The sequence below is a fragment of the Pedobacter frigoris genome, assembly GCF_032678645.1.
GTDB lineage: Bacteria > Bacteroidota > Bacteroidia > Sphingobacteriales > Sphingobacteriaceae > Pedobacter > Pedobacter frigoris_A.
In genome coordinates, this window is sequence record NZ_JAVTSP010000003.1 from 646007 (window position 1) to 672035 (window position 26029).

At 40.8% G+C, this 26029-nt stretch carries 22 protein-coding genes, 1 tRNA gene and 1 pseudogene; 18 read left to right on the top strand and 6 right to left on the bottom strand.

All coding sequences use genetic code 11. The features are described 5' to 3' along the window. Positions 1 to 950: pseudogene (locus R2Q78_RS13170) on the bottom strand (PDDEXK nuclease domain-containing protein). A 272-nt stretch (positions 951 to 1222) separates the two neighbouring features. Here R2Q78_RS13170 and R2Q78_RS13175 point away from each other — a divergent pair. From R2Q78_RS13175 to R2Q78_RS13225, 11 genes are all read left to right on the top strand, one after another. Then, positions 1223 to 2278, top strand: a complete 1056-nt coding sequence (locus R2Q78_RS13175; RefSeq protein ID WP_316792608.1) for a sensor histidine kinase — start codon at positions 1223 to 1225, stop codon at positions 2276 to 2278. Between the two features lie 34 nt (positions 2279 to 2312). Beyond that, a complete protein-coding gene (locus R2Q78_RS13180; protein WP_316792611.1) occupies positions 2313 to 3059 on the top strand; it encodes a LytTR family DNA-binding domain-containing protein in 747 nt (248 codons plus the stop codon). A gap of 38 nt (positions 3060 to 3097) precedes the next feature. Next, positions 3098 to 3658 (top strand): NADPH-dependent FMN reductase, encoded by a 561-nt coding sequence (locus tag R2Q78_RS13185; RefSeq protein WP_316792613.1) that lies wholly within the window; start codon positions 3098 to 3100, stop codon positions 3656 to 3658. A 51-nt stretch (positions 3659 to 3709) separates the two neighbouring features. Then, complete coding sequence (locus R2Q78_RS13190; RefSeq protein ID WP_316792615.1) at positions 3710 to 3916, top strand: hypothetical protein; 207 nt, start codon at positions 3710 to 3712, stop codon at positions 3914 to 3916. Then, positions 3913 to 5544, top strand: a complete 1632-nt coding sequence (locus R2Q78_RS13195; protein ID WP_316792617.1) for an ABC-F family ATP-binding cassette domain-containing protein — start codon at positions 3913 to 3915, stop codon at positions 5542 to 5544. Before R2Q78_RS13190 ends, R2Q78_RS13195 begins: the two co-directional genes overlap by 4 nt. Next, positions 5534 to 6109 (top strand): Crp/Fnr family transcriptional regulator, encoded by a 576-nt coding sequence (locus R2Q78_RS13200; protein ID WP_316792619.1) that lies wholly within the window; start codon positions 5534 to 5536, stop codon positions 6107 to 6109. The genes R2Q78_RS13195 and R2Q78_RS13200 overlap by 11 nt, the downstream gene beginning before the upstream one ends. A gap of 77 nt (positions 6110 to 6186) precedes the next feature. Next, positions 6187 to 6627 (top strand): carboxymuconolactone decarboxylase family protein, encoded by a 441-nt coding sequence (locus R2Q78_RS13205; RefSeq protein WP_316792621.1) that lies wholly within the window; start codon positions 6187 to 6189, stop codon positions 6625 to 6627. Between the two features lie 123 nt (positions 6628 to 6750). After that, entirely contained in the window at positions 6751 to 8499 is a 1749-nt protein-coding gene (gene kaiC, locus R2Q78_RS13210) for a circadian clock protein KaiC (protein ID WP_316792623.1), read from the top strand. Continuing rightward, entirely contained in the window at positions 8499 to 8783 is a 285-nt protein-coding gene (gene kaiB / locus R2Q78_RS13215; protein ID WP_316792624.1) for a circadian clock protein KaiB, read from the top strand. The genes kaiC and kaiB overlap by 1 nt, the downstream gene beginning before the upstream one ends. Positions 8784 to 8785: 2 nt before the next feature. Then, the gene (locus tag R2Q78_RS13220; protein ID WP_316792625.1) at positions 8786 to 9100 is read left to right on the top strand and encodes a circadian clock KaiB family protein; all 315 of its coding nucleotides are present in this window, start codon (positions 8786 to 8788) and stop codon (positions 9098 to 9100) included. 1 nt (position 9101) lies between these two features. Then, positions 9102 to 10874 (top strand): ATP-binding protein, encoded by a 1773-nt coding sequence (locus R2Q78_RS13225; protein WP_316792626.1) that lies wholly within the window; start codon positions 9102 to 9104, stop codon positions 10872 to 10874. A 62-nt stretch (positions 10875 to 10936) separates the two neighbouring features. Here R2Q78_RS13225 and R2Q78_RS13230 read toward each other — a convergent pair whose 3' ends face one another. Further along, the gene (locus R2Q78_RS13230; RefSeq protein ID WP_316792629.1) at positions 10937 to 12784 is read right to left on the bottom strand and encodes a Xaa-Pro dipeptidyl-peptidase; all 1848 of its coding nucleotides are present in this window, start codon (positions 12782 to 12784) and stop codon (positions 10937 to 10939) included. A gap of 68 nt (positions 12785 to 12852) precedes the next feature. Between R2Q78_RS13230 and R2Q78_RS13235 the strand changes: the two genes are divergently transcribed. From R2Q78_RS13235 to R2Q78_RS13260, 6 genes are all read left to right on the top strand, one after another. Continuing rightward, positions 12853 to 13428: a YdeI/OmpD-associated family protein gene (locus R2Q78_RS13235; protein WP_316792630.1), complete on the top strand. Its 576-nt coding sequence runs from the start codon at positions 12853 to 12855 to the stop codon at positions 13426 to 13428. 67 nt (positions 13429 to 13495) lie between these two features. Then, positions 13496 to 14806, top strand: a complete 1311-nt coding sequence (locus R2Q78_RS13240) for a HAMP domain-containing sensor histidine kinase (protein WP_316792631.1) — start codon at positions 13496 to 13498, stop codon at positions 14804 to 14806. Between the two features lie 301 nt (positions 14807 to 15107). Continuing rightward, complete coding sequence (locus R2Q78_RS13245) at positions 15108 to 17846, top strand: DUF1553 domain-containing protein (RefSeq protein WP_316792632.1); 2739 nt, start codon at positions 15108 to 15110, stop codon at positions 17844 to 17846. A gap of 5 nt (positions 17847 to 17851) precedes the next feature. Further along, positions 17852 to 19360, top strand: a complete 1509-nt coding sequence (locus R2Q78_RS13250) for a DUF1501 domain-containing protein (protein WP_316792633.1) — start codon at positions 17852 to 17854, stop codon at positions 19358 to 19360. Positions 19361 to 19402: 42 nt separating this feature from the next. Beyond that, positions 19403 to 20338, top strand: a complete 936-nt coding sequence (locus R2Q78_RS13255; RefSeq protein WP_316792634.1) for a sugar phosphate isomerase/epimerase family protein — start codon at positions 19403 to 19405, stop codon at positions 20336 to 20338. A gap of 5 nt (positions 20339 to 20343) precedes the next feature. After that, a complete protein-coding gene (locus R2Q78_RS13260) occupies positions 20344 to 21756 on the top strand; it encodes a c-type cytochrome domain-containing protein (protein WP_316792635.1) in 1413 nt (470 codons plus the stop codon). A 3-nt stretch (positions 21757 to 21759) separates the two neighbouring features. On the opposite strand, the gene R2Q78_RS13265 is transcribed toward R2Q78_RS13260, so the two are convergent. Then, a complete protein-coding gene (locus R2Q78_RS13265) occupies positions 21760 to 22416 on the bottom strand; it encodes an HAD family phosphatase (RefSeq protein ID WP_316792637.1) in 657 nt (218 codons plus the stop codon). A 163-nt stretch (positions 22417 to 22579) separates the two neighbouring features. Here R2Q78_RS13265 and R2Q78_RS13270 point away from each other — a divergent pair. Next, a tRNA-Gly gene (locus R2Q78_RS13270) sits at positions 22580 to 22652 on the top strand. Positions 22653 to 22689: 37 nt separating this feature from the next. On the opposite strand, the gene R2Q78_RS13275 is transcribed toward R2Q78_RS13270, so the two are convergent. The 3 genes from R2Q78_RS13275 to R2Q78_RS13285 form a co-directional block, all read right to left on the bottom strand. Beyond that, entirely contained in the window at positions 22690 to 23439 is a 750-nt protein-coding gene (locus tag R2Q78_RS13275) for a phosphatase PAP2 family protein (RefSeq protein WP_316792638.1), read from the bottom strand. A gap of 84 nt (positions 23440 to 23523) precedes the next feature. Continuing rightward, the gene (locus tag R2Q78_RS13280; protein WP_316792640.1) at positions 23524 to 24837 is read right to left on the bottom strand and encodes a DUF5690 family protein; all 1314 of its coding nucleotides are present in this window, start codon (positions 24835 to 24837) and stop codon (positions 23524 to 23526) included. A gap of 26 nt (positions 24838 to 24863) precedes the next feature. Beyond that, positions 24864 to 26018, bottom strand: a complete 1155-nt coding sequence (locus tag R2Q78_RS13285) for a TIGR03364 family FAD-dependent oxidoreductase (protein WP_316792642.1) — start codon at positions 26016 to 26018, stop codon at positions 24864 to 24866. Positions 26019 to 26029 lie beyond the last annotated feature (11 nt).

Consider the following 26029-nt stretch of genomic DNA (forward strand, 5'->3'; position numbering starts at 1 on the left):
TTATTCTTCGTGGTTTTTTATTTCTTTATTAATTTCAGCAATTAGCTGTTGCTCAGTTGGTAAATACAAAAGGTATTTACTTGCTACAATAGTCTGGTTATTTTCAGGTAAGGTGAATTTAACTACCGTATCATTTTTACTGGCATAAAGAAGAATGCCAATTGTCGGATTTTCAGCAGGTAGTTTTTCGACGCGGTCATAATAGTTTACATACATCTGCATCTGGCCAATATCACCGTGAGTCAGTTTATTTTCTTAATTTCTAAAATTACGAAGCAAGACAGGAGACGATTATAAAGAATGAGGTCGCAAAAGAAATCGTCACCAGCAATATGTATGCGTTTTTGCCTGGCTACAAATGAAAATCCATTGCTAAGTTCTAACAGGAATTCCAGAAGATGCGTGATGATGGCAGATTCCAGATACATCGGATCTTTTATGATCTGTTTGGCATCGGTTGGTTGTTGTTCCTGGTTGGCTACCGCCATTACTGAATCCTGATCATTGCTCATTAAAAGCCGTTCAAAAAGATTACTGTTGATCTGCCTTTCAAGTTGGCGAACAGACCAGTTATTCTTTACGGTTTCGGCAACGTAAAAATTTCTGCTGTTTTGATTTTCAATACCTAGAAGGTGCATGTAATGACTCCAGCTCAATTGCGTCTACAGTGTCGACGTAATTGGGAAGAAGCGAAAGAACTGCCTGTATCGCTCTAATTGACTGGAAGAAAACCCACTCCGATACTCAGGCTTTAATTGCTCCGAAAGTGTTTTAATTAAGAACTTTCCATAATCAGCACGGTCTTTACCTTCCTGTTCTTCCAGGAAGATTCGTTGACCTATGTGCCAATACATAAGTACACGTTTGGTATCGACTGCACGTATCGCTTCGTCACGTGCGGAATGAATAATGGTTTTAATGTCCAATAGGACGGCAGGGTTTAGCATCATAATTTTCAGTGGTTTTTTAAATAAATAATCTGAGCAAATCTCCTTCAGATTATTTATAAAAACCACATTTCCAAAACAAATTTATTTTGTTTAAAATATTGATATACAGTTTAATGTGTTGGTTTTTTTGGTAAGATTTTGAATAAGTATCATAGGAAACTAAAAATAAATCTGATAAGGAAATACCACATACTTTACTTTATTCGCCCCTATTATCAGGCTACTGACCACTTTTATTTTTTAGTTAAATTTTAACAGCCTTAATTTGGACTATGAAAAAAATTAAACCTCTTTATTGGATTCCCTTACTTGGTCATATGTTGATTATATGGATCATCATAAACATGAAAGCTTTTTCCAGACTCTACTATTCATACCCTAATGAAAAGGATTTGGAATTAGCATGGGAAAGCTTTATGAATCGCAATTTCGAATCGCCGAATTATTATTATATCATAAATTGCCTATTTATCCTTGTTCCTTTAATAGAGGTTAATTATTGGTTGGTAATTGAAAAGTATAATCTTCTAAAAAGCATATTGATCACAATCGGCATATTTTTTATTTATCAAATTATCATTTCTATTCCAATCCCTATTTCCGAGATTAAGATCTCCCAGGTAGGGTTACGAGCTATTGAACCAATCTTATTGCTCACTTTTTATGCCACTGGTTATGGATTCGCAAGAAAATTAATTTGCCAATATTTAAAGAAGAAAACAGATACTATACAGCGTTATGGTCATGAACTTCAAACACTACGAGCACAATGGAACCCGCATTTCTTTTTTAATAGCCTTAATTATCTTTATGGAACTGCATTAGAGGAAAATGCACCAAGGACAAGTGAGGCAGTAGAAATATTATCTAAAATGATGCGTTATAGTGTATCAACAGCAAATGAACAATGGGTTCCTCTGAAACAGGAACTAGAATTTATTGATCAGTACTTCGCTATTCAAAAACTAAGACTTCCCAATCATCCGAATATAGCTATTTCTCAGTCGATTGAAACAGACGCTGAAGACTATAAAATCCCACCAATGCTTATTCTTCCCTTTGTTGAAAATGCTTTTAAATATGGTGTCAGCCTGGAAAAACCATGTTCTATTAAGATGTCTATACTTGTGAGTAAAAATGATTTTACATTGGAGATAAATAATAGTATATTCAATACATCACATTTGAAGGGAAACCAAACTGGACTGGTAAATACGAAGAAATTATTATCATTAATTTACGGGGATAAATTTACCCTCATTCATCAGAAAACGGAGGCTGCTTTTCAAGTCATGCTTAAGTTGCATCTGACTAGATTATTCGCATGATTATTCATATACCTTCATTAATGCGTTGTAGCTTATGATACGAACTATTGCAATTGACGATGAGCCCGTGGCGCTGGAAATAATAAAGACTCACGCCTCTAAAGTGCCTTTTTTACATTTTTTAGGTGGTTTTACTGAGCCTAGTGAAGCGCTGACTATTTTACATAATGATCAAATAGATTTGGTATTTCTTGACATTCAAATGCCTGATATATCAGGTCTCGATATGGTTCGGCTGATTGGTAAAAAAACACAAATCATTTTTACGACCGCATTCAGCGACTATGCAGTTAAGGCCTTCGACCTGGCAATTACTGACTATTTATTGAAACCGATCGGATTTAGCCGATTTCTTCAATCCTGTCAGCTGGCGAAAGAAAGGGTGTCATTACTATCCAGCCAAACGAACGAAGCAACAAAGCAATTGTTTGTGAAGGATGGTTATCAATGGGTAAGAATCGATCTTGACCAATTGTTATTTATTCAGGGCCAGGATAATTATGTAAGGCTTTGTGAATCGGGCAAGCAAACACTGACGAGGATGACGTTATCTGATCTGATTGGACAGTTGCCTACTAACGAATTTATAAGGGTAGAAAAGTCTTTCATTGTAGCGATTTCCAAAATTGACAGAATAGAAAAACATCAATTGATCATAGGCACTGAACGAATTCCGGTTTCTCAGGCATATCGTATAAATTTAATTGAGCGCCTTAAAAATTTCATGCCTTATTCCGGAAGAAATGTGAAGGATTCTTTGTTAGCCCCACCAAATACTTAAGTATACCTAGAATGCCCGATTTTCTTTAAGTTTGACGCATGACTTGTACAACATCTAAACGCAGTTCTGAGAAGCCGGATGTACTGGTTATTATTGGCAGTGCAAGCAGAGCATCGTCCAACTCTAAGCTCATGGAGGTCTTCGGGAGGATGATGTCTGATAATTTGCTGTTTACCATTTTTGATGATCTAGGATCACTGCCGCATTTTGATCCTCTGATGGCTGATGCTTTGCCCTTACCGGTTGCTGAGTTGCTTGAGAAAATTGCAGCAGCTCCAGCGGTTATTTTTTGCTCACCTGAGTATATTTTCAGTATTCCTGCCAGGCTTAAGAATTTTTTGGAGTGGTGTGTATCAACGACGATATTTTTGGATAAGCCCGTTGTATTGATTACTGCTTCGGCTGACGGCCAGCAGGGTCATACCCAACTCAGATTGATCATGCAGACGCTTGGTGCAAGATTGTCTGATGAAACAGAACTGATTATTCCCGGTATCAAAGGGAAGTTTGACGAGCAGGACGGAATTAAGGACAAAGAACTGATTACGGCATTGACCAGCCTGGGGATAGCACTTTGCGAATTGATTAAGGGGCCTTAATCAGATAGCATACTATACAAGTATTCATCCATCACCACGTCGTTTTTGATAATGCCGGATTTGACAATGACTTCCAGGTGGAAGCCAGATTTCTCCAGTATTGACAAGTGGGAAGTATTGGGCATGTCGGGTAAGCCAATGGAGCTATATGTATCGGTGATCTCGGAAGACAGAAAGGAAGTAGCAGATAGTAAGTATTTGGGTTTATATCAAATTCCGCTATCTTTGCCCCTCAATTTAATACCCCCTTTTTCGTGATTAATGTAAATAATATCTCCGTTTCATTTGGTGGAACTACTTTGTTCAGTGACGTAACCTTTTCGATTAACGAGAATGATAAAATAGCCCTGATGGGTAAAAATGGTGCAGGCAAGTCTACCATCTTAAAAATAATTGCTGGTGCAGCTAAACCTACTTCGGGGAACGTAACCGGTCCTAAAGAAGCCGTAATTGCTTATTTGCCGCAACATTTACTTACACAGGATAACGTAACGGTATTTGAAGAAACTTCGAAAGCTTTTCAAGAGGTTAATCAAATGCAAAAGGAACTTGACGAGCTGAATGAGCAATTAACTATCCGTACCGACTACGATACTGATGATTACATGAAGTTAATTGAGCGCGTGTCTGAGTTAAGTGAGAAATTTTATTCGATCGAAGAAATCAATTACGATGCTGAGGTAGAAAAAGTATTAAAGGGCTTGGGCTTTGAAAGGAAAGATTTTACGCGACAAACTTCAGAATTCTCTGGTGGATGGCGTATGCGGATTGAACTGGCTAAGATTTTATTAAAAAAGCCGGATCTGATTTTGCTGGATGAGCCGACTAACCACATGGATATTGAAAGTATTCAATGGCTGGAAGATTTTTTAATGAACTCTGCAAAGGCAGTAATGGTTATTTCGCACGACCGTGCTTTTGTAGATAACATCACCAATCGCACGATTGAAGTGACTATGGGCAGAATTTATGATTACAAAGCCAAATATAGCCACTACCTGCAGTTACGGGCCGACCGTCGCGTACACCAATTAAAGGCTCATGAAGAACAACAACGTTTTATTGCCGATAACCAGGAATTTATAGATCGATTTAAAGGCACTTACTCCAAAACCCATCAAGTGCAATCGCGCGTAAAAATGCTTGAAAAGTTGGAGGTGATAGAGATTGATGAAGTCGATACTTCAGCATTGCGTTTGAAGTTTCCACCTGCACCACGTTCCGGAAAATATCCTGTGATGGTGGAAGAGCTGACCAAAAAATACGGAGATCATGTGGTATTCGAAAAAGCTGCAATGGTCATCGAACAAGGTGAAAAAGTAGCTTTTGTAGGTAAAAATGGTGAAGGTAAATCGACCATGATTAAAGCCATCATGAATGAGATTGATTTTGAGGGGAGTTTAAAAGTGGGTCACAACGCTAAGATTGGCTATTTCGCTCAAAATCAAGCAGCCTTGCTCGATGGCAATTTAACCGTATTCGAAACCATAGATCAGGTGCCTTTAAGCGATGGAAGCATAAAAATAAAAGACCTTTTAGGCGCCTTTATGTTTAGCGGCGACGATATCAATAAAAAAGTAAAGGTACTTTCCGGTGGTGAGAAAACTCGTTTAGCCATGATTAAGTTGTTGTTAGAACCAGTAAATTTATTGATCCTGGATGAGCCGACAAATCATTTGGACATGAAGACGAAAGACATCATCAAAGAAGCCCTGCAGGATTTTGATGGTACTTTGATTTTGGTATCGCACGACAGGGATTTCTTAGATGGACTGGCTCAAAAAGTATTTGAATTTGGAAATAAACGTGTTCGCGAACACTTTGAAGATATAAAAGGCTTCTTAGCCTACAAGAAAATGAGTAGTTTGAAAGAAATTGAGCAATAAAAATTTTGTAAGCCACCTTAAAAAATACATTTCATTATCTGATGATGAAGTGGAATTGCTTTTGTCCAGTGTAAAACCACTGGATGTTAAGAAGAAGGATTTTCTAATCAAAGAAGGTCAGGTTTGTAAGTCCAATTATTTTGTGGAACAAGGCTTACTCAGAATGTTTTTCATCAACAACAAAGGAATTGAACAGACCACGCAATTTGCTTTGGAAAACTGGTGGATAGCTGATTACATGAGCTTAACCACACAGAATAACTCTCATTTCTATATTCAGGCGGTGGAAACGTCAATGGTAATTGCAGTTGAACACCATAAACAGGACGAATTGCTGAAACAAATACCACAGCTTGAACACTATTTTATGTTGATGATGCAACGTGCTTATGCGGCAGCACAGATGAGGGTTATGTATTTCCATGTCTATTCTAAAGAAGAAAACTATCGTCAGTTTGTAAGCTTATTTCCCGATTTTGTTCAGCGCATCCCTCAATATATGCTGGCTTCTTATCTGGGCCTTACTCCCGAATATGTCAGTGAATTGAGGAAAAAACAACTGTAATTCATTTCTTAAACCAGTTTAAGTTTTTAAAAAGAGTATCGATTTATCTTTGATCCATCATTTAAATACCAAAGAAAATGGAAAAAAGAATAAATATTGCAGAAATAGAACCTGCTGCTTATAAAGCTTTACTAGGACTGGAAAACTATTTGGCTAACATCTCTATTAGCCATACATTGAAAGAACTGATCAAGATCAGGGCATCCCAAATCAACGGATGCGCATTTTGTATCAACATGCATACTGTAGACGCTCGAAAACAAGGCGAAACGGAAAAAAGAATTTATCTGTTGAATGCCTGGAGAGAAGTGGATGGACTTTACACCGCTGAAGAAAGAGCTGTTTTGGCCCTAACAGAGGAAATGACTTTAATCGCAAATGGTGGTGTTTCTGAGGAAACTTATCAGACCGCAAAATCCTTTTTTAACGACAACGAGCTGGCGCAGATCATGATGGCCATCATCACGATCAATAGTTGGAACAGAATGAGTGTTGCTACACAACTACAACCTGCCTAATAAATACGCCGTCTATTAAAACACAAATTTTGCCTGTTCCAAACTTTTCTTTTTATTTCTGGTTTGTATAAAGATATTATATCGTATACTAGAGTATTGACAGAACAGCATTTTTTTTAATAGATGGCTAAAACCAAAAAACAGTTAGCTACACCATCGCCAGGTGGGATAGCTAAAACTAAGACAGGAATCTCTGGATTAGATGAAATTACATTAGGTGGACTTCCAAGTGGCCGCCCTACACTGATTTGTGGGGAGGCAGGCTCAGGCAAGACTTTATTCTCGCTGGAGTTTATTGTCAAGGGGGCTACACAATATGAGGAGCCAGGGGTCTTTATGGCCTTCGAAGAAAAGGCCGATGAACTAAAACTCAATGTGGCATCGCTGGGCTTTGATCTGGATAAGCTGGAGAAAGAAAAGAAAATCAGAATAGACTATGTGCATATCGACCGTTCAGAGATAGAAGAAACCGGCGAATATGATCTGGAAGGACTTTTTATAAGATTGGGTTATGCGATTGACAGCATCGGTGCAAAACGAGTCGTGCTGGATACCATAGAAAATCTTTTTTCCGGCCTTTCAAATGAGGCAATCATTCGTGCGGAGATCAGAAGACTATTTCAGTTTTTGAAGTCGAAAGGGGTGACTGCGATAATTACCGGGGAAGCGGGAGAAAAGACGTTAACCAGACAAGGGCTTGAAGAATATGTTTCTGATTGTGTGATTGTTCTCGATCACAGGATTATCAATCAGATATCAACCAGAAGACTTAGGGTTGTCAAATACAGAGGTTCCGTTCATGGTACCAATGAGTATCCATTTTTGATCGATGATGAAGGGATTTCAGTGCTTCCGGTGACTTCTTTGGAATTGAATAAGGAAGTGTCGTCCCAAAGTCTTTCTTCAGGTATACCAGCTTTAGATAAGATGCTGGGAAATAAAGGATTTTATAAAGGGAGCAGCATTCTGGTTTCAGGAACTGCCGGAACAGGGAAGACTAGCGTTGCCGCCAGTTTTGCCGATGCGGCCTGCGATAGAAAAGACAAGTGTCTTTACTTTGCATTTGAAGAATCTCCCAAACAGATTATTCGTAATATGCGCTCCATAGGGTTGGATCTCCAAAAACATATAGATAGTGGATATCTTGATTTTTATGCTTCCAGGCCGACAATCTATGGACTAGAAATGCACCTGGTTGCCATACACAAAGCGATCAGGAAATTTAAGCCTTCGGTTGTCGTACTTGATCCGATTACCAATCTGATTACGATTGGGTCGGTTAGCGAGGTAAAGACCATGCTGGTGCGTCTGATCGATTTTTTACAAGCAGAACAGATTACGGTAATGTTTACCGCTCTGACTTTAAATAACATTGTGAATGAACAAACGGATGAAGGTGTTTCTTCATTGGTAGATGCCTGGCTCCTGATCCGTGATATAGAAAATAATGGCGAACGAAACAGGGGATTGTATATCATGAAGTCCCGTGGTATGAAGCACTCTAACCAGATACGTGAATTCATAATAACAGATAATGGTCTGAATCTTGTAGATGTATTTCTTACAGAGGATGGCGTGCTGACTGGTTCAGCAAGAGAGGCCAGGATGTTATTGGAGCAAACGGGTGAAATGATTCATGCGCAGGCGGTCAGTCGTAAGGATAGAGAATTGATCAGAAAACGGAAGGTACTGGAATCTAAAATAGACAGCCTAAGGTCGGAATACGAATCTGCAGAAGAAGAGCTGAACAAGGTCTATGTAGAGGAAGCGCTAAAAAGACAAATTATGGGAGATACGCTTTCAAAGATTACTGACCTCCGTCGAGCGGATGTATCGGAACTAAAGAAAGTTGTTAAAAAAAATAAAAAGTAGTGGGTAAAGCATATGAACTGCGACTGTATGTCGCCGGAAAAACAAGTAAATCCGTTGTTGCGCTGGAAAACCTGAAAAAGATATGTGAGGAGCATCTTAAAGGAAAATATAGCATTGAAGTGATCGATCTTTTGGAAAAACCGCAACTGGCGGAAGGCGATCAAATCTTCGCTATTCCAACATTAGTGAAAAAAGTGCCGGAGCCGGTAAGAAAAATCATTGGTGATCTTTCGAGTGAGGAGAAGGTGTTGGTGGGTTTGGACATTAGACCAAAAACAAGTTAAGGATGCCTCAGGAAAAACAGGATAATGCCGCGGACATCAAGAAAGACGATTTTTACACTTTAAGGCTCTTTATAGCTGGTGTTTCGCCGGTTTCAACAAGGGCGGTAAAAAATGTAAGGGCGATCTGTGAAGAATTTTTGCAGGGTCGGTTTGATCTTGAAATCGTGGATGCTCATCAGCAGCCTTTGATGGTAAGGGATGAGGATGTTACGGCTTTACCTATGCTCATTAAAAAAACACCCGGGCCTAAGCGTAAACTTATCGGAGACTGCTCTGATAGGGAGAAGGTGCTAAAGGGGTTGGGGATTAAAAATTAATATGGAGAAGTCAAATGAACATATACTGCTGGAACAAGCTTATGAAGAGCTTCGTATTCAGCTTGAGGAAGCTAATGACATTATCCATGCGATCCGTTCAGGTGAAGTTGATGCGTTGATCGTAAACGGTAAAGATGGACATCAGGTTTTTACGTTAAAAAGTGCTGATCATACTTACAGGATTTTCATTGAGCAGATGACGGAAAGTGCATTGACGCTGGATACTTCCGGTCAGATATTGTATTGTAACTCAAGATTTGCCGAATTACTTGAACTCCCTTTGGAAAGGGTAATGGGTTTGAGTTTTCTTGATTTTATTCCCCGTTCAAGCCGTCTGTTTGCAAAACAAGTTATAGACGGTGCCTGGGAGACTGATACTAAGGCGGAACTTGACCTGCAAAATAGATCAGGCGATGCCATCTCGGTTCAGCTGTCTCTAAAAGCATTGAATCTGGATGAAGGCACCGCACTGAGTATCATCATTACAGACCTGACTGAATTAAAAAAGAACCAGACGCTTCTGGAAACGAGGAACAGGGAGCTGGAAGAATCCAGGAAGATTGCTGAAGAGCTGAATGAGAACCTGGAAAATACAGTCCGGCTGAGAACGCTTGAGCTTGAATCAAGAAATGAAGAACTGGCGGTGGCCAACAGTTTCCAGGCAGAAGTAAATAACCAGCTCAGTATCGCACTGACTAACCTCAGAGAAAGTGAAGATAACCTGCATTCTGCCTTCAATGCTGGTGACTTGGGAAGTTGTAGTCTGGATTTGAAAACGGGTAAGGCCGAAATGTCCGAACGATTCAGGCAACTTTACGGTTTGCCGTTATATGAAGAAATTACCTGGGACATGGTGCTTGCCGCTGTTGAAGATGAATATATAGATGGTCTGAATCAGATCATGAAAGATTGTATGGTTTTCGGAAAACCGGTGGATAGCACTTATCCCATCAAGCATTTAATTTCCGGAGAACGACGGTGGATGCGTGTAGTAGGAAAGGTAAAGAAGGATGCCGATGGTAGTTTCAGCAGCGTTTATGCTGTCTTGATGGACGTTACTGTCCAAAAGCAGGATGAACAAAGAAAGAACGACTTTATTGCCATGGTGAGTCATGAGCTGAAGACACCGCTGACTTCGATGAAGGGCTATATCCAGGTATTGCGTAAGACCAAAAAGGATGTTAGTGAGCTTACGCAAAAGGTATTGGAGCGAGCTGAACATCAGGTGACCAAAATGACGAATATGATCAATGGCTTTTTAAATATAGCCCGATTAGAGTCAGGAAAAATTACCATTGAGCGTAAGCCTATTCGGATGTCTGTGCTAATGGACGATGTCATCGAAGAATTTACGACTACAGTTACGAGTCATCATATCAAATTTAGCTGTAATGGTGATTTCTCCGTTGATGTTGACCGGGAGAAACTTTCTCATGTCATCAATAACCTGATTAGTAATGCGGTGAAATATTCTCCACTTGACAGCAATATCTATGTTGACTGTTATACAGAAGACAGCAATGCAATTTTTAAGGTAAAGGATGAGGGGATGGGTATTACCTCCTATGACCTTCCTAATCTTTTTGAGCGGTTTTATCGTGTGGAGAATGCCCAGATGACCAGTATCTCCGGATTTGGTATTGGATTGTATTTGTCTGCTGAAATTATAACCCGCCATGGCGGAAAGATTTGGGCGGAGAGTGAATTCGGAAAAGGATCTGTTTTTTATTTTAGTATCCCGCTGAGTTCAGCGCTACCTGAAGCTAAGTCCTGAGTTTTCCTGACGTGGTGGTTTTGAAAATATAATAGGGGCCGTGGCTGCGGCCCCTATTAAAACTATTTTGTTGCTTTCTCAAATGCACTTGACCCGCCAACCACAGGCAGTGTAAGTATGGTACCATTCAAATCGATGGTTATTTCGGTACCTGCTTTAGGCCAAAGCGTAAATTCCTTATCACTAGAAAAGATCATTAAGCCAATTTGTTTCCCTGCCGGAATGATCTGATCATCGGGCTGAAGATTGAACTTCAGGTCGTAGAACTTCCCAGGTACCAGCGGTGCGCTTTTAGTGAGCGATTTACTATTCTGTGGATCTGCCCAGCCTCTGGTAATTACGTTGTCCATTAACCTTACCGTCTGACCCTGAGTCCATGGCAGGGCAACCAGCCAAACTGAAAAATTAGCAGCTGGCTTGCTACTCGCTAACTTAACTGTAACCTGGGTAAGGCCAGATAAGTGTACAGCTTCTTTTAACACCGGAGTTACGTATAGCAAACGGTGTTCTGATTTTTCTGCTTTGGCCAGATCGCTGCCTGAAAATGATACATCATCAATCAGCTTTTCTGACGGTTGCTTAACTGGCATGGCAGTAGAGAGTTTGCCAGAGGTTGTTCCCCCTGCTCCAGGATAAAGTTTTACATCAGCAGCATCCGGATTGGGGTAGTCTGCGTATGAAGTTGGATTAGAATTCGGTTCATTTTCCCTTACAATCCATGCTTTGGGATCTTTTTCTACGCCGTTCTCTACTCCAAATAAATAACGGGTAAACCACCTGTTCATCATTTTCATTGGAGGAGGCCCGCCATGTCCGCCCTGATGGTAATAAATCTGCACCGGTAATCCTTTTGCTTCTGCGGCTTTATAGATGCGATAACTATGCTCCGGCATCACGTTCCAGTCGTTAAAACCATGTGACATCAGCAATGCCGCTTTCATTGGTTTCATTGCATTCAGATAATCTCTTCCTGCCCAAAAATCATTGTAATCGCCTGTAACACGATCCATTCCTTTTGCCATTTCTCCATCTCTGAAGGTCTTGTCTCCATAAGCTCTTTTGTCTTCATCACCACTGTGGATAAAATCATATAAGACATCAACATCCTCACCTAAATATCCTCCGGGGCTTCGAACCAATCCGTTTGAACGGTAGTAATGGTAGTAAGAAGTATTGGGCGCAACAGGTATAATTGCTTTCAAGCCTTCAACACCAGTGGTGGCGGCGGCAAGAGGAAGCGTTCCGTTATAGGAAGTACCTGTCATGCCTACGTTTCCTGTACTCCAGTACGCTTTGATCTGCTCATTCCCGTCAGGAGTGGTATATCCGTTTTCTTTTCCTGAGAGCCATTCGATGACAGCTTTTGGTGCCAGTGATTCATTAATTCCCCCAACGGTTGGTGATCCCTGAGAAAATCCTGTTCCCGGAGATTCTGAATGTACAATGATGAAACCTCTTTTTACCCATTCTCTGATTAGCGAATTGGAGATGATAGGTCTGCTGCCTGTGCGCTTTACGGTAGGGTGTAAATGTGCAACCGGAGGTTTTTCGCCCACTTCATGTTTTACATCCCAAAAGGTTCCAGGAGCATTACCTGCTGTTCCTGAATAATAGGGGCTGGTCTCGTAAATGACAGGCAGCTTTAAGCCTTCTGTTTCGGTTTGGAAGGGGCGCGTGACACTTACGTGCATGCGGTCGGGTTTTCCATCGCCATCAGTATCAAATGTGGTTTCTACCCATAGGTCGTGGCGGATCCATTTTTCAGGAGTATCAAATGCGGTTACAATTTGAGCCTCACCATCTTTAAATACCGGTACTGCTTTTTCCTGTGCAAAAGCGGGAGGGAGTGCTATAAATAAAGAAAGTGATAAGAAAAGACACTTGCTTTTCTTTAGATGAAGGTTGATCATGCTTTTATTTTTGATAAGTATGGCTAATATAAAGAATCCAGTTCTGTAAATTCATATATTTAACTATCATGCAAAAGGAAATAGAAACTTTTTGTCCTGCGAACAGGCAGGAGTGGCGACAATGGTTACAAGAAAATCATCGTTTACAACAATCTGTGTGGCTTGTTCAGTATAAGCAAAAATCATCGAAACCAAGTCTCTCCTGGAGTGACGCTGTAGATGAAGCGCTTTGCTTCGGTTGGATAGACAGTACCAGAAGGACGATAGATCAGGATAGTTTTGTACAGGTGTTTACTAAGCGAAAACCCATTAGCAACTGGTCTAAGATCAATAAGGCAAAAATCATGAGGCTGACAGAAGAAGGATTGATGACCAATGCCGGGCTTGAAATTGTTGAGCTTGCTAAACAAAATGGTTCATGGACAATTTTAGATGAGGTAGAAGAACTCAACATTCCCGAAGATCTGGAAAAAGCTTTCCTGGCTGAGCCAGATTCGAGAGCGTTCTTTTTAAGCCTGAGCAAGTCGGTTAAAAAAATGATTTTACAATGGATAGTGCTTGCCAAAAGACAGGAAACCAGAGCAAAAAGAATTGCCGAGACCGTATCTTGTGCGGCAAGGAAACAGAGACCCAACAATTTCTAATCATATTGGCTTGTAAACATAAATTTTACTTTAAATTTGATAGCTTATTGCATAGCAGCCTTTATTCATGCCGAAATTCAATCTTAGGAGCCTCAGTGATCAATCTTTAAATGAAAAAAGTACCTTTTGGTCTGAACTGATCGGCAGTCGGGAAATGTTTTCCTTAGAAAGCAGGATATTCCATTCTATCAGTATATGTTTGATCATTCTGGTTGGTGTGTACATCCCTTATAATTTGTATGCAGGTCTTTATATTGGTTCTCTGTCTGCACTTATAATTGGTTCGTTCTTTTTTTACCAATACTACTACTCCAGATTTTATGGGCGTCCTCACAACAACACTTTCTTTGGGCTAACAGGGGTACTGATTTTAGGCGTCAATTATTTTACCAATTCGGGAATTCATGGTTCTACAGATTTGATATGGCCGGCTTACCTGTTACTTGTATTTGCAATTTCTCCGTACAATCAGCATATCCGATGGCTGGTGGTGTATTTATTGTGCTTTTTAATATTGCATGTTGTTGAATTTTACTATCCTTCTTTGGTAAAATACCCTTTCAGCTTAGGCCAGGGTCAATTTATTGACAGAATTACAGCATTCCCTATTCCTGTGATTGCAATTTATATCATCATTAAATTCATAAGGAGGAGTTATGATATAGAAAGAAAAGCCACTGAAGAAAAGACACTGGCTGTACAGACATTGATGTCGGTCATATCACATGATCTCAGAACACCGTTGATAAATATACAGGGATACCTGGCACTACTCAGTGAAAATGATATAGACGTCACTGACCGGCCAGCATTGGAAAAAGCATTACTTAAATCTACAAACAATACTGTGGAAATGCTTTCCAATCTGTTGCACTGGTCAAAGTCGCAAATGGAAGGCCCTAATGTACATCTGGTAGAAGTGAATTTACTTAAGGCACTGACCGGCACTTTGGAAATGCAGAAAATGCATGCTTTAGAAAAGGACATATCGTTAAACTACGAAATCCCTGAAGCAATGACAATCATTGCTGATGTAGATATGCTCCAATTGGTGGTGCGCAACCTGATCAGTAATGCGGTGAAATTTACACCTCAGGGCGGATCGATAACCATCAGCGCCCAGCTGATATTGGACGAATGCAAAATAACGGTAAATGATAATGGGAAGGGCATTCCGAAAGACAAACAGGAACAAATCTTTTCCATTAAGTCATCCTCTACTTTTGGTACGAATAATGAAAAAGGGGTTGGTTTAGGTCTGGTTTTGTGCAAAGAGTTTATAGAACGGCAAGGTGGCAGGATAGGCTTTGAAAGTGATTCTGGGACGGGTTCCAGCTTTTTTGTATTTCTGCCGGCGCAGCAATATAATCGTCTGTAAATAGTAGAAAAATCCATCTTTTCAGTCGAATTTCCCATTTGAATTTCTGAATGGGTTTCCTAGATTTAAAACTTAGAATTGTCCGTGGCTTGGTATACCAAATGATAGCTTTATATTTATCATAAGTGATATACTTGTTATGTTTTATCATAAAACCTGTTGTTTGGGTAATATAGTGTCAGCAACGGACAATTAGCTTGTAGTCTTGAGCTAAATAAAGTTTTAATTTTAATTTTTATGGTTAGGGGATAACACACACACTATCTCTGACTTAATAAATGAAACCAGATTGAATGCCCTTATGAAATTTTTTCAGAACAAGAAATTATTGGTGTTGGCGGTGCTTTGTGTTATAGTGGTACTTTGTACGCTATTGATGCCTTACGATAAAGCAGTTGATTTTAATACCGAAGTAAAACCAATCATCAACAAAAAATGCATTTCCTGCCACGGTGGAGTTAAAAAACAAGGTGGTTTTAGCCTGCTTTTTCATGAAGAAGCACTAGCTGCAACTAAAAGTGGTAAACCGGCAATTATACCAGGAGATCCGGATGGAAGTGAATTTATCAGGAGGCTGACCAGCAAAGATCCTGAAGAGCGCATGCCTTACAAACATGAACCATTAAGTGACGGAGAAATCGATATTTTTAGAAGATGGGTTAAGCAAGGTGCCAAATGGGGAGATCACTGGGCATATTTGCCAGTGAAAGAAGTAGAAATGCCGGATGTAGACGATAACTGGGTAAAAAACGATATAGACCGGTTTATCTTTGATAAACTCGGTGAACATGATCTAACGCCTTCTAAAGAAGCAGACAAACCAACTTTATTGCGTAGGGTAAGCCTTGATCTGATCGGGATGAAGCCATCTGATAAGCTGGCAAATCAGTTTTTAAACAGCAATAACAATGATAAGGCTTACGAGCTGTTGGTTGACTCTCTATTGGCTTCTCCACGTTTTGGAGAAAAATGGGCTTCTATGTGGCTGGACGTGGCCCGCTATGCTGATACCAAAGGATATGAATCTGATGGAGGAAGAAATATATGGGAATACAGGGATTGGGTAATTCGCGCATTCAATGCAAATAAGCCTTATAACACCTTCATTACGGAGCAAATTGCAGGCGATCTGATTGAAAATGCTACGGATGAAGATTACATTGCTACTGCATTTCACAGAAATACCATGACCAATGATGAAGGGGGGACGAGCAATGAAGAATTCCGGACTGCTGCGGTATTGGATCGGGTAAATACAACCTGGGAAGGACTGTTGAGTACCACTTTTGCTTGTGTGCAGTGCCATAGTCATCCCTATGATCCTTTCAAGCACGATGAGTTTTACAAATTCATGGCTTATTTTAATAACACCAGAGATGAGGATGTTGCCTCTGAGTATCCGTTGCTTAAACAATATAAAGATTCTTTAAATACAAAGCTGATCTCGTTAACCAGTTGGTTAAAGCAAAACGTATCAGAGCAGAAATCGAAGGAAATCTATAAATTTCTAAAAACAGGACAACCAATCATCAACTCTATCGAGGCCGACAGTCTGGTTAACTCGGTTATTGGAAACAACAATATCGCCTTATTTTTTAAGAATAATGCCATAGCACGTATTAAGCAGGTTGATCTGAATGGTGTCGACCAGCTGATTGCAAAATACTCCACAGGTAAACCCGGCGGGAAAATGGAATTACGTCTGGATCGTCCGAATGGTCCGCTTATAGCCTCGTGGAAGGTAACTGAAGCACCGGGTTATCAAAGCGTTCCTGTTGATTTTAAGGTACAGCAAGGTATACACGATGTCTATATTAGTTATAAAAACCCTACGCTTACCAATAAAGACGAGACCGTGGTGTATTTCGACTGGTTCCGCTTCTCTCAACAATTTCCAGGGAAAGACAAACCAGGGTATAAAGAAAACAAAGATACTTTCTGGGCATTGTTAAACTCAAATGCAAAGTCTATTCCTGTTATGGTAGAAAATCCTGCAAACAGGCAGCGCAAGACCTATGTGTTTTTAAGAGGGGCATGGACTTCACATGGTGAGGAAGTGACCGCAGGAGTTCCAAAGACATTGATGTATGCGATGCCGGCCAATGCACCTAAAAACAGAATGGGGCTGGCGATGTGGTTAACAGATAAAAGAAATCCTTTGCTTTCCAGGACTATGGTAAACCGCTTATGGGAACAATTGTTCGGAACCGGAATTGTGGAAACACTTGAAGACATGGGTACCCAGGGTATGAATCCTACGCATAAAGAATTACTTGATCATCTTTCGTGGCAGTTTATGAATGATTATAAATGGAGCATGAAAAAAGTAATAAAAGAAATGGTAATGAGTGCTGCCTACAGACAGGATTCAAGGGTTACCGAGGAGATGAAGGAAAAGGATTTATTCAATAAGTTCTATGCGCGTGGACCAAGGATCAGACTTAGTGCTGAACAACTGAGAGATCAGGACCTTTCTATAAGTGGCGTACTGAGCACCAAGATGTATGGACCAGGAGTAATGCCATGGCAGCCAGAAGGGATTTGGAACTCTCCATATAATGGCGCCAAATGGAACAACTCCGCAGGTGAGGATCAATACAGAAGGGCTATCTACACTTATTGGAAGAGAACAGCTCCTTATCCGTCGATGATTGCTTTTGATGGTGCACAACGCGTAGTATGCAGTCCGAGAAGGATCAGGACGAATACGCCATTACAGGCATTGGTTACGCTCAACGATTCAGCCTACATTGCCATTGCGAAGCACTTTGCACTGAGGATGAAGAAAGAGGGCGGCAAGGATGTGAGAAGTCAGATTGCCAAAGGCTATCAATGGATGATGTACAAGTCAATTCCAGAGGCTAAGCTTAAGGTTTTGGACGATCTCTACAGGACGGCATTAAATGATTATAAGAGTCATCCTGATAAGGCCCTGGAAATATTGGGAGAGGAACACAAAAGTGAAATTCCTGAAAGGGCTGCAATGGTGGTAGTGGCAAATGCCATGTTGAATTTTGAAGAGGCATTGACAAAAAATTAAATGTAATGACAAGAGACGAATTAAATGCACATCGCCTGGTAAAAGAAGCTCAGGAAACAGAGTTAAGGGCATTTACGCGCAGGCATTTTTTAAAGGAAAGTGCGATGGGACTTGGAGCGGTTGCAATTGGTTCATTGCTGGCCAGCTGTGGCCTTGGGGGTAAGACTCATAACGATATTTTATATGATCCGGCACACCCGCTGTTGCCTAAATCGCCGCCATTTCTGGGTAAAGCCAAAAGTGTAATCTACCTGCATATGGCGGGTGCTCCATCACAATTGGAACTGTTTGATTTCAAACCTGAGCTGATGAAAATGGATGGGCAGGATTGTCCGCCTTCTCTGCTGGCAGGTAAAAAATTTGCGTTTATCACCGGTGTGCCTAAAATGTTAGGTGCCCAGGCAAAATTCGCCCAGCATGGAGAAAGCCGCGCATGGGTGAGTGAAAATCTTCCGCATTTTTCTACCATGGTGGATGAGGTTAGCTTTTTAAAGGCTTGCTCTACGGATCAGTTTAACCATGCTCCGGCGCAATTACTCATTCATACGGGTAGTCCAAGGTTGGGAAGGCCAAGTATGGGCAGCTGGGCTACTTATGGACTGGGTACAGAGAATCAGAACCTGCCAGGCTTTGTGGTACTAACCAGTGGCGGAAGTTTTCCTGACGCAGGTAAAAGTATATGGGGCAGTGGATTTTTACCTTCAGTATATCAAGGTGTACAGTGCAGGAGTGAAGGTGACCCGGTTTTGTTTATCAAAGATCCCCATGGAATGAGCAGGGATTTGCGTAAGGCGTCTTTGGATGCGATTAATGCTTCCAATGAACAGGAGTATGCAAATTATAACGACCCTGAAATACTTTCACGTATCGCCCAATATGAAATGGCCTACCGGATGCAGATTTCTGCGCCAGAGGTAATGAATATCAACGATGAGCCGCAATACATTCATGACATGTACGGGACTCAGCCAGGTAAGTCTTGTTTTGCAAATAACGTTTTGCTGGCAAGGAAGCTGGTGGAAAAAGGAGTGAGATTCGTCCAGTTGTTTGACTGGGGCTGGGATGCCCATGGTGACGGCCCGAATAACTCTCTAAACATCGGCCTGAAAAATAAATGCCGCAGTACTGACAAGCCGATTACAGCTTTATTACTGGATCTTAAGCAACGCGGACTTTTGGATGAAACACTGGTTGTTTGGGGTGGCGAGTTTGGCCGCACACCAATGATGGAGAACCGGAATGGTGTTCAGAATCCTTATAATGGCAGGGATCACCATACGGAAGCGTTTACCATGTGGATGGCGGGCGGAGGTATCAAAAAGGGATATACCCATGGAGAAACAGATGAAATTGGGTATAGCGCTTTAAGCGGGAAAGTAGATCCTTTTGATATCCAGGCAACGATATTAAACCAGTTGGGCTTTGATCATGAGCAGTTTACTTATCCGTTCCAGGGGAGACCTTTCCGTCTTACTGATGTAGCGGGTAAAGTCATACATGATATTGTAGCCTAAATATTGACCAAATTATAGACAAAACAAACCTGAACCAATTCAATGAATCAAAATAGAAGAAATTTTTTAAAAACTACAGCTACGGCAACTGCAGCTGGCCTGCTGGGACCTCTTGGTGAAATTACCGCTGCAGAAATTCCATTTGTACCATCAAAAGCAGGTTATGAGCTTTTGTTTATGGCAACCGACTGGGGCTTTGCCGGCACTACCGACGAGTTTTGTGCTGCCGCTAAAAAAGAAGGCTATGAAGGCATAGAAGTCTGGTGGCCTGCGGGGAATACAGAGGCACAGCAAAATTTATTTGCCGCCTTAAAAAAGCACAATTTACAGGTAGGTTTTTTATGTGGTGGCGGCGGATCAGATCCAGTGGCTCATTTGAATTCTTTTAAGGCTAGTCTGGATGCAATCCTCAGCAATAAATTCCAAAAGCCGGTATATGTCAATTGCCACTCAGGCAAAGATTTCTTTACTTACGATCAAAATAAATCATTCATAGATTATACGGTAAAGAAGACTAAAGAAACCGGTGTATCAGTTTACCATGAAACGCATAGGGGAAGAATGCTATATTCGGCAATCGTAGCGAAGCAATTCATAGAAAAAAATCCTGATCTGCGTCTGACACTTGACATTTCACATTGGTGTGTGGTTCATGAAAGTTTGCTGGGCGATCAGAAGGAAACGATTGACCTTGCTTTGAGCCGTGTAGATCACATTCACTCCAGGGTAGGACACTCGCAGGGGCCACAGGTAAATGATCCAAGAGCTCCGGAATGGGAGCAGGCTATAAAATCGCATCTGGCATGGTGGGATAAGGTGATAGAACGAAAAAAGCAAAAAGGAGAGCGAATGACCATACTCACAGAGTTTGGACCTCCTGACTATTTACCTACATTGCCATATACGAGACAGCCCGTTGCTGATCAATGGGGAATAAATGTTCATATGATGAATTTGCTGCGTAAACGTTATCAATAGTCACTATGATCATTTTAACAATAACTGATTTAATAGGGAGGTTTCACCCTGTATTGGTACACTTGCCTATAGGAATCCTGTTACTGGGCTGCTTTTTTCAATTGCTTTCTGCGGGAAACAGGTTTCTGACTTTAAAACCCGCTATTCCTCTTGTTTATTTGCTGGGTGGAGTTGGAGCTGTATTTTCTTCAATAACTGGCTACCTGCTTTCTCAGAGTGGTGATTACGATGCTAGTCTGGTTCAGCTTCATCAGTGGATGGGAATTAGCGTGGCTGCCATTTCTATGGTCGTATATCTGCTGTGCAGGACACAGGTAAAGGAAGTTTATTTAAATGTTATAGCTGTCTTTCTGATTCTGTTGACAGCACTTACGGGTCATTATGGAGGTTCATTGACTCACGGTTCAGATTATATTACTTCCGCATTGAAAAGTGATGGAAAAGGAAAGGTCGCAATACCACCTGTGCCCAATGTACAGCAGGCATTTGTGTACAAACATATGGTTCAGCCACTGTTGCAAAACCGTTGCTACAGTTGCCACGGCTCAGAGAAACAAAAAGGAAAACTCAGACTCGACACGAAAGACTTTATTTTAAAAGGAGGTGAGGCCGGCACGTCGCTGGTAGCTGGTAATGTAGAGGAAAGTGAATTGATCAAGCGATTATTGCTACCTCCGTCTAATGAAGATCATATGCCGCCTAAAGAAAAACCTCAATTGACCGAACAGGAAATTGAGCTGCTAAAATGGTGGGTAAGTGAGGGTGCGGATTTTGATAAGAAAGCACAGGAATTGAAACAAACGGAAAAAATTAAAACCACATTGCTCAGTTTCCAGGAAGGTGCTAAAGCGGCGACAGTTAAAAAGCAGGAATTACCTGAAAAAGAGGTGACTAAAGCCGATGCTTCGGTAATTGCAGACTTGAAAAAGGCCGGAGTCGTGGTGATTCCGGTAACCGGTAACAGTAATTATTTATCAGCAAGTTTTGTAACAGCAAAACCAAGTCCGGAAGTTTTGAAATTACTGGGTGGACTGAGCAAACAATTGGTTTGGCTTAATCTGTCGAATACTGCGCTTAATGATGATCAGATAAAAAGTCTTTCCGGGCTTGATGCATTGATACGTATCAATCTAAGTCGTACACCGCTGACAGATGCAAGTGCCGATGGTCTTGTAAAGTTGAAAAACCTACAATATATAAATCTTGTGGGTACTAAGATTACGGCAAAGGGTTTGGCTAAGCTTGCCGGTTTAAAAGAACTAAACGAAGTATATCTTTATCAGTCGGGCGTGAAGAAAGAAGATCAGGCTGGATTGAAAAAGTTATTTAAGAAAGCAACCCTGGATTTTGGCGATTACTCAGTACCTATCTTAGCACAGGATACGACAGAGGTAAAACCGCCGGAGGCAGGCAAATAATTTCTAAAATAGGTCGCTGACTTTCGTATAGGACATTTGAAGATAGTTTTCTATGTACAGATTACATGGGGGTAGTTCATCTTTAGTATGTGAAGATAATACACCGACTACCCTCATTCCTGCATTTATTGCTGCGGAAGCACCTGAAAAGGAATCTTCAAATACAATACACCGATCAGGAGAAATGCCAAGGTTTTCAGCTGATTTGAGGTAAACCTCAGGATCTGGCTTGTGTTTTTTTACATCTTCGCTTGCAAGGACAGAGCCCAGTTTTTCACGGATGTCAACTTTGCTTAGTATCAATTCCAGGTTGGCAAAGGGAGCGGAAGTCGCAACACCCAACTTCACGTTGTTATTGTACAGGTCGGCGATGAATGGTGTGAAACCTGCTATCGGCTCAATGTAAGGGGCATAAATCTTTCTGAAAAGACTTTCTTTTTCAAATTCAAGCTGCAGTAATTCTTCCCCTGTGATAGGTCTTTTTAGAAAATGGCTCAAGATATAGCTGTTGCTTTTGCCATACATATGCTGCGCAAACTCTTCTTCTGTAGGAGATAGGTTTCGAGTAGAAAAAAACTCACGGAATGCTTTTGAGTGATAAGGGTTGGTATGGCAAATGACACCATCCATGTCAAAAATGACTGCAATTTCTTTATTCATTGCTGCAAAGTTAATGCTTCTGAGACTCTGTTTTTAGTGTGAATTGCTATTGACCGGTAAAAATGTATTATTTTTTTTTGCCTGAATTTCAGCTCATTTCGCAGGTATTTTAAAATAGAATTAGAAAATATAAAAACAAGCTATATCTTCGCAGAAATTAAAAGCGAAAGTAGCTCAGTTGGTAGAGCACGACCTTGCCAAGGTCGGGGTCGCGAGTTCGAATCTCGTCTTTCGCTCAAATTTTTCCCAGTGCTGATCCGGCACACCAGACAGCTAAAAGTTTCCTGAAAAAGAAAAGCCAGCTTTTTTATCCTGATAAAGCGGACTTAGATTGAAATTCGATGAATGCTTACCCATTATTAATTTTTTCAGATGCGGGTATACAAAATATCCCAGTTTGGTAGATATGATACCAAATCCCGCACCAGCAACAACATCACTTACCCAATGCCTGTTGTTGTATAACCTCAATATGCCTGTGGTTCCTGCTACAGCATAACCTGCATAGCCAATCCATGGAGAAACATCTTTATATTCTTGTTTTAGAAACTCAGCGGCTGCAAAAGAAGTCGCAGTATGCCCTGAGGGGAATGAGTTGTCCGTTGTCCCATCCGGTCTGATCCTGTTTGTCTGAGATTTAACGATTCTTACCGAAGCGGTCATAATTGCCATGGAAACTGCATATATACCTGTAGCATCCAGCAGGTCATTTTTACCTTTTATGCCAGATAAATTTAAACCGTAAACTGCAGCAGCAGGTGCATACTGAATGAAATTATCGACATGTACTGAAAAAAACGGATGGTCTTCCTGTAACTCTGCCCGTGTAGTTCTGTCAAGATCACGTATAGGGTTATTGCCCCCTGCTGCTATCCCATAGCCAATAAAAACGGTTGGAATAATGAAGGGGGCAATTTTTAGACGGTTATCCTTTTTAAGGGAATCGGTATTTTTATTGTACTGTGCCTGACTTATAAATGGAAAGCAGATCAGTAACAGAAAGCTATACTTTAATTTCAACATATTATTTATTTACCCGAAACTAGCCATCAATTCTGAATTGATTTTGAAGTTGGGCCAAAGTAGAAAAAATATGTTAGAAATATGCTATTTGGAATTTATTGGCATTCTATCCAAAATCCCCGTTATAGGCCCTTTTACTCCAATTTTCCTGTTGAAGAAAATGGCTGTGAAAATCAGGATACATGTGCAGATGATGGTCAGCAAATAGCTAAACTGCATCAGCATTTTTGCCCAGCTAAGATCCTTCATGAAGAACTCCTTGTAAAGCAGTAAACCAACGCTGCCCATATATCCGGCAGAATCGCAGATGTATACAAAAAAGCCCGCATTAGCCTTTATTTTGAAAAGAGCAATCATACGGTCAAAAAGCACGACTTGTATCGGTGTATAAGCTAAAAACATGCCTGTACCTACCAGGAGCATCCACCAGAAAGGAGTGATCAGATGAATGTGAAAAAGTAGTGTGCTGCCGCCGCTTAACAAGAGGCCTAATGCGATAATGTACTGAGTTCCCCAGAAGCCTTTGATGTTATTCCTGATGAGCGATAAGCAGCCTATAGCCATCAAAACTACTATTCCAGTTACTGCTTCCGTTATTGAAAATACTGTTTTGTCCCAATGGATATCTATTTCGTTCCATATTTCTACTGAGAAATTATCTCTGAAATCGCGCATGGTTGTGAGCATCATGTATACCAGTCCAATTCCAATGATACCAATGCCATATTCTTTTAATACCGCACGTTTATCTTCGGAGGTCATTGGTAGTCTTTCTACCCTAAGTAACTTGTCAGTTTCGTCAGGTTCTGGAATTACTGAGAGCATCCAGGTGAATAAGAGGAACAGTGGTAGAAATAATGCCCCTATAACACAAGGCATCCAGAACTCAGAGATCATAGGCAACCATTCATGTACTGTAAAATAAACGGTTTTCATGATGCCTGATGATACGATGAGGCTGATGCTCATTCCCATTGTCAGCATTTCTGTAAAACGTCTTCCTTCAAGGTAGCTGAAAACAACACCCCATATCATACCCAGAGGCAGGCCGTTCATCAACAAAAAGACAAAATTGTATGGGTAGGGTACCAGTCCAAAAAGCAATAAGGCTACTTCAGCGAAAACAATGAGGCCAATGATGAGTTTTGTACGTCCGGATGCTTTTAGTTCCGAAATCACTTTGATACCCACAAATTTGGAAAGCATGTAGCCCATCACTTGCGCGATGATTAAAACAGCTTTGTAATCCAGATTCCACAGTAAAAGTCCGCTATAAGTTCCGCTGGTAAACGGTTTTCTGAATGCATACATACAGAAGTATGTGCCAAAAGCAGCTAATATGCACCAGAATATGAAGAAAATTTTTGAGTTGGTTAGTAGTCGGTTTAGGTGGCGCATAGTTTGGTTTAGGTTTAGTGATCAAATCAGCTGTAAATCTTTCGCACACTCGCCTCTGAATAGCCGGCGGAGGAGGTCATTCCTTTGCCACCGATAGCAGTACGAATATGTATCCTGTTTTCGATATCATATTCAACAATGTGTTTGCTATTGTGTTGAGGATAAAACCCAGCCCAGGTACTAGCTATTTTGCTGACATCAAACTTCACTATTTTTTGTGCTTCATCTATCATCAATTGATTGATATGACTATTGATGCCAAAGCCGAGATCATCGGTATGATTTACATCCGCATATTCATGCGAATCACCTATAATGATAGAACCATCTGTTGCTTTCTTAAATAAAATATGTATGCCCCATTTTTTGAGTTCAGTATAATGCTCAGGAGTGGTAATCTTGCTGAAAGAAGGACATTCTTCGAAAGCTTCATATCTGCGGATCGATAGTCCCGTTAAGATATTTCCTTCGAGCTGAACTTCCGGCATAGGTGCCGTTCTCATCATCTGTAATTTACTTACAACGATCCCGCTGTCTTTAAACAGGTCTGCAAACAAGAGTTTAAATTCGCCTCCACTGCAGATAATCGCTTTTTCAGCTGTGAATTTCTCCTTTGATGCCGTTGTGATTTGTACCAGGTCTGCTGTTGTAATGCAGTCTATTACTGCTGTGGCAGGTTTGTAGGTGATGTTAGGATATTTCTTTACTGCATATTCCAGGAGCCTGTATATTAATTTTTCAGGCTCAACACTTACTTCCTGCGGGAAGAACAGTCCTCCATTACAATATTCTTTAGTCAAAGAAGGCCATTTTGCCAAACAATCGCCGGCAGAAAGCAATTGCGCTTCATAGTCTACGCCATCCATCCGTTCTTTCAGTTCGTTAATTAGCTGCAATTCATCAGGATCTGATGAAAGGTACACCGTTCCATTATTGCGCACACTGATGTCAAATTCCGCCTGGATTTCTTTGTATAGTTCCGTTGATCTTCTTGCATAGTCTAACCAGTCTGACGACATGCCCGAGGCTACTGCCTGGCCGAAATTCCTAACGGTAGCATTCACCGGATACTGATCCTTTTCTGTGAGTAATACTGTTTTGCCTAATTTAGCAGCATGGATTGCATGAAAGGTGCCTAATACACCTGCTCCTACTACTATCAGATCATATTGAGATTTCATTAATAATTCTT

Excerpts from the sequence above, each read along its gene's own strand:
- R2Q78_RS13175 (WP_316792608.1), top strand. The coding sequence starts at position 1,223 with ATGAAAAAAATTAAACCTCTTTATTGGATTCCCTTACTTGGTCATATG.
- R2Q78_RS13180 (WP_316792611.1), top strand. The coding sequence starts at position 2,313 with ATGATACGAACTATTGCAATTGACGATGAGCCCGTGGCGCTGGAAATA.
- R2Q78_RS13185 (WP_316792613.1), top strand. The coding sequence starts at position 3,098 with ATGACTTGTACAACATCTAAACGCAGTTCTGAGAAGCCGGATGTACTG.
- R2Q78_RS13190 (WP_316792615.1), top strand. The coding sequence starts at position 3,710 with ATGCCGGATTTGACAATGACTTCCAGGTGGAAGCCAGATTTCTCCAGT.
- R2Q78_RS13205 (WP_316792621.1), top strand. The coding sequence starts at position 6,187 with ATGGAAAAAAGAATAAATATTGCAGAAATAGAACCTGCTGCTTATAAA.
- kaiC (WP_316792623.1), top strand. The coding sequence starts at position 6,751 with ATGGCTAAAACCAAAAAACAGTTAGCTACACCATCGCCAGGTGGGATA.
- R2Q78_RS13220 (WP_316792625.1), top strand. The coding sequence starts at position 8,786 with ATGCCTCAGGAAAAACAGGATAATGCCGCGGACATCAAGAAAGACGAT.
- R2Q78_RS13225 (WP_316792626.1), top strand. The coding sequence starts at position 9,102 with ATGGAGAAGTCAAATGAACATATACTGCTGGAACAAGCTTATGAAGAG.
- R2Q78_RS13230 (WP_316792629.1), bottom strand. The coding sequence starts at position 12,784 with ATGATCAACCTTCATCTAAAGAAAAGCAAGTGTCTTTTCTTATCACTT.
- R2Q78_RS13235 (WP_316792630.1), top strand. The coding sequence starts at position 12,853 with ATGCAAAAGGAAATAGAAACTTTTTGTCCTGCGAACAGGCAGGAGTGG.
- R2Q78_RS13240 (WP_316792631.1), top strand. The coding sequence starts at position 13,496 with ATGCCGAAATTCAATCTTAGGAGCCTCAGTGATCAATCTTTAAATGAA.
- R2Q78_RS13245 (WP_316792632.1), top strand. The coding sequence starts at position 15,108 with ATGAAATTTTTTCAGAACAAGAAATTATTGGTGTTGGCGGTGCTTTGT.
- R2Q78_RS13250 (WP_316792633.1), top strand. The coding sequence starts at position 17,852 with ATGACAAGAGACGAATTAAATGCACATCGCCTGGTAAAAGAAGCTCAG.
- R2Q78_RS13255 (WP_316792634.1), top strand. The coding sequence starts at position 19,403 with ATGAATCAAAATAGAAGAAATTTTTTAAAAACTACAGCTACGGCAACT.
- R2Q78_RS13260 (WP_316792635.1), top strand. The coding sequence starts at position 20,344 with ATGATCATTTTAACAATAACTGATTTAATAGGGAGGTTTCACCCTGTA.
- R2Q78_RS13265 (WP_316792637.1), bottom strand. The coding sequence starts at position 22,416 with ATGAATAAAGAAATTGCAGTCATTTTTGACATGGATGGTGTCATTTGC.
- R2Q78_RS13275 (WP_316792638.1), bottom strand. The coding sequence starts at position 23,439 with ATGTTGAAATTAAAGTATAGCTTTCTGTTACTGATCTGCTTTCCATTT.
- R2Q78_RS13280 (WP_316792640.1), bottom strand. The coding sequence starts at position 24,837 with ATGCGCCACCTAAACCGACTACTAACCAACTCAAAAATTTTCTTCATA.
- R2Q78_RS13285 (WP_316792642.1), bottom strand. The coding sequence starts at position 26,018 with ATGAAATCTCAATATGATCTGATAGTAGTAGGAGCAGGTGTATTAGGC.